The organism is Pseudomonas sp. Sample_16, assembly GCF_004307665.1.
Lineage (GTDB): Bacteria > Pseudomonadota > Gammaproteobacteria > Pseudomonadales > Pseudomonadaceae > Aquipseudomonas.
Genome location: NZ_RCOB01000221.1, coordinates 1 through 6,969, shown reverse-complemented (window position 1 = coordinate 6,969; position 6,969 = coordinate 1). Strand labels below are relative to the sequence as shown.

Below are 6,969 nucleotides of genomic sequence, written 5' to 3'. Positions count from 1 at the left end.
GCCGAACGCGGAGCGTCCGTTGAGGCGTTCCCACGCAGAGCGTGGGAACGATCATGGCATCGCTTCAGGCAGCTTCCGGCGCCTGCGCGCGACGCACGTCCGGTTGTTTCCAAGAGTCGGCGGCGCTTTCTTCGATGGCTTGCTGGATCGCCCGCTTGCGGTTTTCTTCGGCACGGCGGCTGAAGAACCAGACCAGGAAAGTCACGATCGACACGGCCAACAGAATCAGGCTGGCCACGGCATTGATCTCCGGCTTCACGCCCAGTCGTACCGCCGAGAACACTTCCATCGGCAGGGTCGTGGAACCCGGGCCGGAAACGAAGCTCGCCAACACCAGGTCATCCAGCGACAAGGCGAACGACATCATGCCGCCGGCCGCCAACGATGGCGCGATCATCGGGATGGTGATCAGGAAGAACACCTTCCATGGCCGTGCACCGAGGTCCATGGCCGCTTCTTCGATGGACAGGTCCAGCTCACGCAAGCGCGCCGACACCACCACCGCCACGTACGCCGCACAGAACGTCGTGTGGGCGATCCAGATGGTGACGATGCCGCGTTCCTGCGGCCAGCCGATCATCTGCGCCATGGCCACGAACAGCAGCAACAGCGACAGGCCGGTGATCACTTCAGGCATCACCAGCGGCGCGGTGACCAGGCCACCGAACAGCGTGCGACCCTTGAAGTGGGTGATACGGGTCAGGACGAATGCGGCTAACGTCCCTAGTGCGACGGCTGCAATCGCCGTGTAGCAGGCGATTTCCAGCGAGCGCACCACCGACCCCATCAGTTGCGTGTTGTCCATCAGGCCGACGTACCACTTGATCGACCAACCGCCCCACACCGTCACCAGTTTCGAGGCGTTGAACGAGTAGATCACCAGGATCAGCATCGGCAGATAGATAAACAACAGACCCACCACCAGCATCAGGCTGGAGAAACGGAAGCGTTTCATTCTTTACCCTCCATTTCCTTGGCCTGACTGCGGTTGAACAGGATGATCGGCACAATCAGGATCGCCAGCATCACCACCGCCAGGGCGGACGCCACCGGCCAGTCACGGTTGTTGAAGAACTCTTGCCAGAGCACTTTACCGATCATCAGGGTTTCCGGACCGCCGAGCAGTTCCGGGATCACAAACTCACCCACCACCGGGATGAACACCAGCATGCAGCCGGCGATGATGCCGTTTTTCGACAGCGGCACGGTGATTTTCCAGAAGCTGTTGAAGGTGCTCGAACCCAGGTCCGAAGCGGCTTCCAGCAGACTCGTGTCGTGCTTCACCAGGTTGGCGTACAGCGGCAGGATCATGAACGGCAGATAGGAGTAGACGACACCAATGTAAACCGCGAGGTTGGTGTTGAGGATCTGCAGCGGTTCGTCGATCCAGCCCATGCTCATCAGGAAACCGTTGAGCAGGCCGTTGTTGCTGAGGATGCCCATCCACGCATACACGCGGATCAGGATCGCGGTCCAGGTCGGCATCATGATCAGCAGCACCAGCACCGTTTGCAGCTCTTTGCGGGCGCTGGCAATGGCGTAGGCCATCGGGTAGCCGATCAGCAGGCAGAGGATGGTGCTGATCAGCGCCATCTTCAGCGAGCCGAGGTACGCGGCGATGTACAACTCGTCATCGCCCAGCATCGCGTAGTTGCCCAGGTTCAGCAGCAACTGCAGCTTCTGTTCGGCGTAGCTGTAGATTTCAGTGTACGGCGGGATGGCCACGTCGGCTTCGGCAAAGCTGATCTTCAGAACGATGAAGAACGGCAACATGAAGAACAGGAACAGCCAGATGAAGGGAACCCCGATGACCAACTGGCGGCCACCGGGAATTATTCGATTGAGACGGCGTTTGAATTTGCGCATGTTCATGAGCGAAGTACCACGCCGCTATCGTCTTCCCAGTACACGTAGACCTGATCACCCCAGGTCGGACGCTGCCCGCGACGTTCGGCGTTGGCGACGAATGACTGCACCAGTTTGCCGCTTGGCAACTCGACGTAGAACACCGAGTGCCCGCCCAGGTAAGCGATGTCGTGCACCTTGCCGCTGGACCAGTTGTACTGGCAGGTCGGCATGTCGGCGGTGACCAGCAGTTTTTCCGGACGGATCGCGTAGGTCACCGACTTGTCCTGTACCGAAGTGCTGATGCCGTGGCCGACGTAGATCTGCCGGTCCAGGTCTTTGCAGGTAATGATCGCGTGGCCTTCGGCGTCGTCGATCACTTCACCTTCGAAGATGTTGACGTTGCCGATGAATTCGCAGACCAGGCGACTGGTCGGGGTCTCGTAGATGTCGATCGGGCTGCCGATCTGGGCGATCCAGCCCAGGTGCATGATCGCGATGCGCTCAGCCATGGTCATGGCTTCTTCCTGGTCGTGGGTCACCATGACGCAGGTCACGCCGACGCGCTCGATGATCTCGACCAGTTCCAGCTGCATTTGCGAACGCAGTTTTTTATCCAGTGCGCCCATCGGTTCATCGAGCAACAGCAGCTTCGGCCGCTTGGCCAGGGAACGCGCCAGTGCCACACGCTGACGCTGGCCACCGGATAACTGGTGCGGCTTGCGCTTGGCGTACTGGGTCATTTGCACGAGCTTGAGCATGTCGGCCACACGGGCGTCGATTTCGGCGGCTGGCAGTTTGTCCTGCTTGAGGCCGAAAGCGATGTTCTGCGCTACGGTCATGTGCGGGAACAGGGCGTAGGACTGGAACATCATGTTGATCGGCCGCTCGTACGGCGGCATGTCGGTGATGTCTACGCCATCGAGGAAGATGCGCCCCTCCGTGGGCCGTTCGAAACCTGCGAGCATGCGCAGCAGGGTGGATTTGCCCGATCCCGAACCGCCGAGCAGGGCGAAAATCTCGCCTTTCTTGATTTCCAGGGACACATCGTCCACGGCAATCGTCTCGTCGAACTTCTTCGTGACCCGGTCGATTTTGACCAACACCTGTTTAGGTGACTGGTCGCCCTCGAGGGCTTTCTTATAGGCGCCGGAGGCAACTGCCATTTACGAAACTCCCAAAAAAAAAGAGTGCAGTTCGCTCAAGGTGAGCCAACTTTGGATAGTTTGAGCCTTGAAGCTATTTGCCCGACTTGACCTTGGTCCAGCTGCGGGTCATCAAACGTTGAATATTCGGTGGCAGCTCGATGGACACGTAGGTCTTGTCGAGCACGGCCTGCGGTGGGTAAACCGCTTCGTCGGTGCGAATGGACTGTTCCATCAGTTTGTCCGACCCGGGGTTAGGGTTGGCGTAGCCGACGTAATCACTGACCTGGGCAATAACCTCAGGTTTGAGCAAATAGTTGATGAACGCGTGGGCCTGCTTGACGTTGGCCGCATCCTTGGGGATCGCCAGCATGTCGAACCACAGCGCACCGCCTTCCTTGGGAATCGAGTAGGCGATGTTCACGCCTTTCTTGGCTTCATCGGCGCGGTTCTTCGCCTGGAACATGTCGCCGGAGAAACCGATCGCGACGCAGATATCACCGTTGGCCAGATCCGCAATGTATTTGGAGGAGTGGAAGTAGGTCACGTAAGGCCGTACCGCCAGCAACTTGGCTTCAGCCTTTTTGTAATCTTCAGGGTTGGTGCTGTTGGCGTCGAGGCCCATGTAGTTGAGCACCGTCGGCATCATTTCATCGGCCGAATCGAGGAACGCCACACCGCAACTTTGCAGCTTCTTGATGTTTTCAGGTTCGAAGACGGCGGCCCACGAATCGATCGTGTCGACCCCCAGCACGGCCTTGATCTTGTCGACGTTGTAACCGATGCCGTTGGTGCCCCATAGATAGGGCACGGCGTACAGGTTGCCCGGATCGTTTTGCTCCAGACGCTTGAGCAGCACCGGGTCGAGGTTCGAGTAGTTCGGCAACTGCGACTTGTCGAGTTTCTGGAACGCGCCAGCCTTGATCTGCTTGCCGAGGAAGTGGTTCGACGGCACGACGACATCGTAACCGGTACGCCCGGCAAGCAACTTGCCTTCCAGGGTCTCGTTGGAGTCGAACACGTCGTAAACCGGTTTGATCCCGGTCTCTTTCTGGAAGTCGGCCAGCGTGTTCTCGCCGATGTAGTCCGACCAGTTATAAATATGCACAGTACCGGCGGCCTGGACACTGACGGCAAGCGTCAGCCCGGCGCCGACCAGCATGGCATTGCGCAACAAAGAAAAAATAGGCAAGTGGAGGTCCTCTAAAATGAGTTGGGCCCAAGTTGCCCCGCGTTACATGACAGCCATGGCTGTATGGCAACAAAACCGGCGCGCAACTTACCCTCGAAAAACCGTTCCAGCAAAACTTTCTGTCATTTAATTAAACCTGTTGCCGCCACCGCGCAGACGACGACAACAGGTTCTTGCTTCAAACCGGCTTACTTACCGGATTTGATCTTGGTCCAGCTGCGGGTCAGGATCCGCTGGGTCGCGGCCGGCAAGTCGGCAATCGCGTACAGCTTGGCCAGCACATCGGCCGGCGGGTAGATGCCCGGGTCGGCTGTGATTTCTTTCTCAACCAGCGGCGTGGCGGCCGCGTTGCCGTTCGGGAAGCGTACGGCGTTGGTGATTTCGGCCATGATTTCCGGCTTCTGCAGGAAGGTCATGAACTTGTAGGCGCCTTCGACGTTTTCGGCATCTTTAGGGATGGCGACCATGTCGTAGAAGCTGCCGGCGCCTTCTTTCGGAATGTTGTAGCTGACTTTCACCTTGTCACCGGCTTCGGCAGCGCGTGCCTTGGCCTGGTAGATGTCACCCGAGTAACCCACGGCCACGCAGATGTTGCCGTTGGCCAGGTCCGAGATGTACTTGGACGAGTGGAAGTAACCAATCGAAGGACGGATTTTCAGGAACAGCGCTTCAGCTTCGGCCAGTTGTTTCTTGTCCTGGCTGTCGGTTGGATAGCCCAGGTAGTGCAACGCCACCGGAATCATCTCGGTTGGCGAATCGAGGAAACTGATACCGCAGGATTTCAACTTCGCAGCGTTTTCAGGTTTGAACAGCAGGTCCCAGGAGTTGGTCGGCGCGTCGGCACCCAGTGCAGCCTTGACCTTCTCGGCGTTGAAACCAATACCGATCGAACCCCACATGTACGGGAAGGCGTGTTCGTTGCCCGGGTCGCTGACCGATACGGCCTTGAGCAAGTCGGTGTTCAGGTTCTTCCAGTTGGGCAGCTTGGACTTGTCCAGCTTCTGGTAAACACCTGCCTTGATCTGCTTGGCCAGGAAGTTGTTGGACGGTACGACGATGTCGTAGCCGGACTTGCCTGCCAGCAATTTGGCTTCCAGGGTTTCGTTACTGTCGAAAACGTCGTAGACCACTTTGATGCCCGACTCGTCTTCAAACTTCTTGACGGTGTCCGGAGCGATGTAGTCGGACCAGTTATAGACGTGCAACACCTTGTCGTCCGCCTGAACCGCGCCCGCCATAATGCCCATCAGGGACATGGCGAGAAGAGTCTTGCCAGCAAGCTTTTTGCCTAATGCCTTCATGCGTTAATGCTCCAAATTTTTCTTTTTTGAACCACTTTGTTCAGCGGCCGAACCCCGACAACTGGAACCGCGGCTAGTCTGGCAAGATCCGAGGCGGTCTTTCAAGAAAAGGCCAACCTTTCTGACTGCCCCGAGCGAAGGTGCCGCGGCGCCTTCGCTCAGAGCCTAGCACTTAGCCTTGCAACGCACTCAGGGTGAGGTCCAGACACTTGCGAGCTTTCGTTACCAGTTCGTCGATTTCCGCAGGCGTAATCACCAGTGGCGGCGCGATGATCATGGTGTCACCGACTGCCCGCATGATCAGGCCATTATCGAAGCAGAACTGTCGGCAGATCATGCCCACTCCCTTGCCTTCGTAGCGCTTGCGCGTGGCCTTGTCCTGAACCAGTTCGATGGCCCCCAACAGACCCACCCCGCGAACTTCACCCACCAGCGGATGATCGTTCAGTTCCCGCAGACGCTTTTGCAAATACGGTGCCGTTTCGGTCTTCACGCGTTCGACAATTTTCTCGTCGCGCATGATGCGGATGTTTTCCAGCGCCACCGCGGCAGCCACCGGATGACCGGAGTAGGTGAAACCGTGGTTGAAGTCGCCGCCCTCGTTGAGGACTGCCACCACTTCGTCACGCACGATCAGCCCACCCATCGGGATGTAGCCGGAAGTCAGGCCCTTGGCGATGGTCATCATGTCGGGCTTGAGGTCGTAGAAATCGCTGCCGAACCACTCGCCGGTGCGGCCGAAACCACAAATCACCTCGTCGGCCACGAACAGGATGTCGTATTTGGCGAGGATTTCCTTGATGCGCGGCCAGTAGCTGTCAGGCGGAATGATCACGCCGCCAGCGCCCTGGATCGGTTCGGCAATAAAGGCACCAACGTTGTCGACGCCGACTTCCAGAATCTTCTCTTCCAGCTGATTGGCAGCCCAGATCCCGAACTCTTCAGGCGTCATGTCACCGCCCTCAGTGAACCAGTAAGGCTGCGCGATATGGACGATGCCCGGGATCGGCAAGTCGCCCTGTTCGTGCATGTAGGTCATGCCGCCCAGGCTGGCGCCGGCCACGGTGGAACCGTGATAGCCGTTCTTGCGGCTGATGATGACTTTCTTGTTCGGCTGGCCCTTGATTGCCCAGTAGTGGCGGACCATGCGCAGCATGGTGTCGTTGCCTTCGGAGCCGGAACCGGTGAAGAACACATGGTTCATGCCTTGCGGCGCGATGTCGGCGATGGCCTTGGCCAGTTCGAGTACTGGCGGGTGCGCGGTCTGGAAAAACAGGTTGTAGTAAGGCAGTTCGCGCATCTGTTTGCTGGCGGCGTCTGCCAGTTCTTCACGACCGTAGCCGATTGCCACACACCACAGACCGGCCATGCCGTCGAGAATCTGGTTGCCCTCGCTGTCCCACAGGTACACGCCCTTGGCGTTGGTGATGATCCGCGGGCCTTTCTCTTTCAGCTGCTTGAAATCGCTGAACGGGGCCAGGTGGTG

The 6,969-nt window shown here is 58.4% G+C and carries 6 protein-coding genes; all 6 read right to left on the bottom strand.

Translation table 11 applies throughout. The features are described 5' to 3' along the window. Positions 1–64 precede the first annotated feature (64 nt). The gene (locus D8U69_RS29275; protein ID WP_056854046.1) at positions 65–955 is read right to left on the bottom strand and encodes an ABC transporter permease subunit; all 891 of its coding nucleotides are present in this window, start codon (positions 953–955) and stop codon (positions 65–67) included. Then, entirely contained in the window at positions 952–1,833 is an 882-nt protein-coding gene (locus D8U69_RS29270) for an ABC transporter permease subunit (RefSeq protein ID WP_177434609.1), read from the bottom strand. Before D8U69_RS29270 ends, D8U69_RS29275 begins: the two co-directional genes overlap by 4 nt. 35 nt (positions 1,834–1,868) lie before the next feature. Further along, positions 1,869–3,011, bottom strand: a complete 1,143-nt coding sequence (potA, locus tag D8U69_RS29265; RefSeq protein WP_130903852.1) for a polyamine ABC transporter ATP-binding protein — start codon at positions 3,009–3,011, stop codon at positions 1,869–1,871. A gap of 73 nt (positions 3,012–3,084) precedes the next feature. Continuing rightward, the gene (locus tag D8U69_RS29260) at positions 3,085–4,182 is read right to left on the bottom strand and encodes a polyamine ABC transporter substrate-binding protein (RefSeq protein WP_130903851.1); all 1,098 of its coding nucleotides are present in this window, start codon (positions 4,180–4,182) and stop codon (positions 3,085–3,087) included. A gap of 188 nt (positions 4,183–4,370) precedes the next feature. Beyond that, entirely contained in the window at positions 4,371–5,483 is a 1,113-nt protein-coding gene (locus D8U69_RS29255; protein WP_056854050.1) for a polyamine ABC transporter substrate-binding protein, read from the bottom strand. Between the two features lie 172 nt (positions 5,484–5,655). Continuing rightward, a partial coding sequence (locus D8U69_RS29250) for an aspartate aminotransferase family protein (protein WP_130908652.1) occupies positions 5,656–6,969 on the bottom strand: 1,314 nt, incomplete at its 5' end.

Coding starts and splice junctions, on each gene's coding strand:
- D8U69_RS29275 (WP_056854046.1), bottom strand. CDS start 955: ATGAAACGCTTCCGTTTCTCCAGCCTGATGCTGGTGGTGGGTCTGTTG.
- potA (WP_130903852.1), bottom strand. CDS start 3,011: ATGGCAGTTGCCTCCGGCGCCTATAAGAAAGCCCTCGAGGGCGACCAG.
- D8U69_RS29255 (WP_056854050.1), bottom strand. CDS start 5,483: ATGAAGGCATTAGGCAAAAAGCTTGCTGGCAAGACTCTTCTCGCCATG.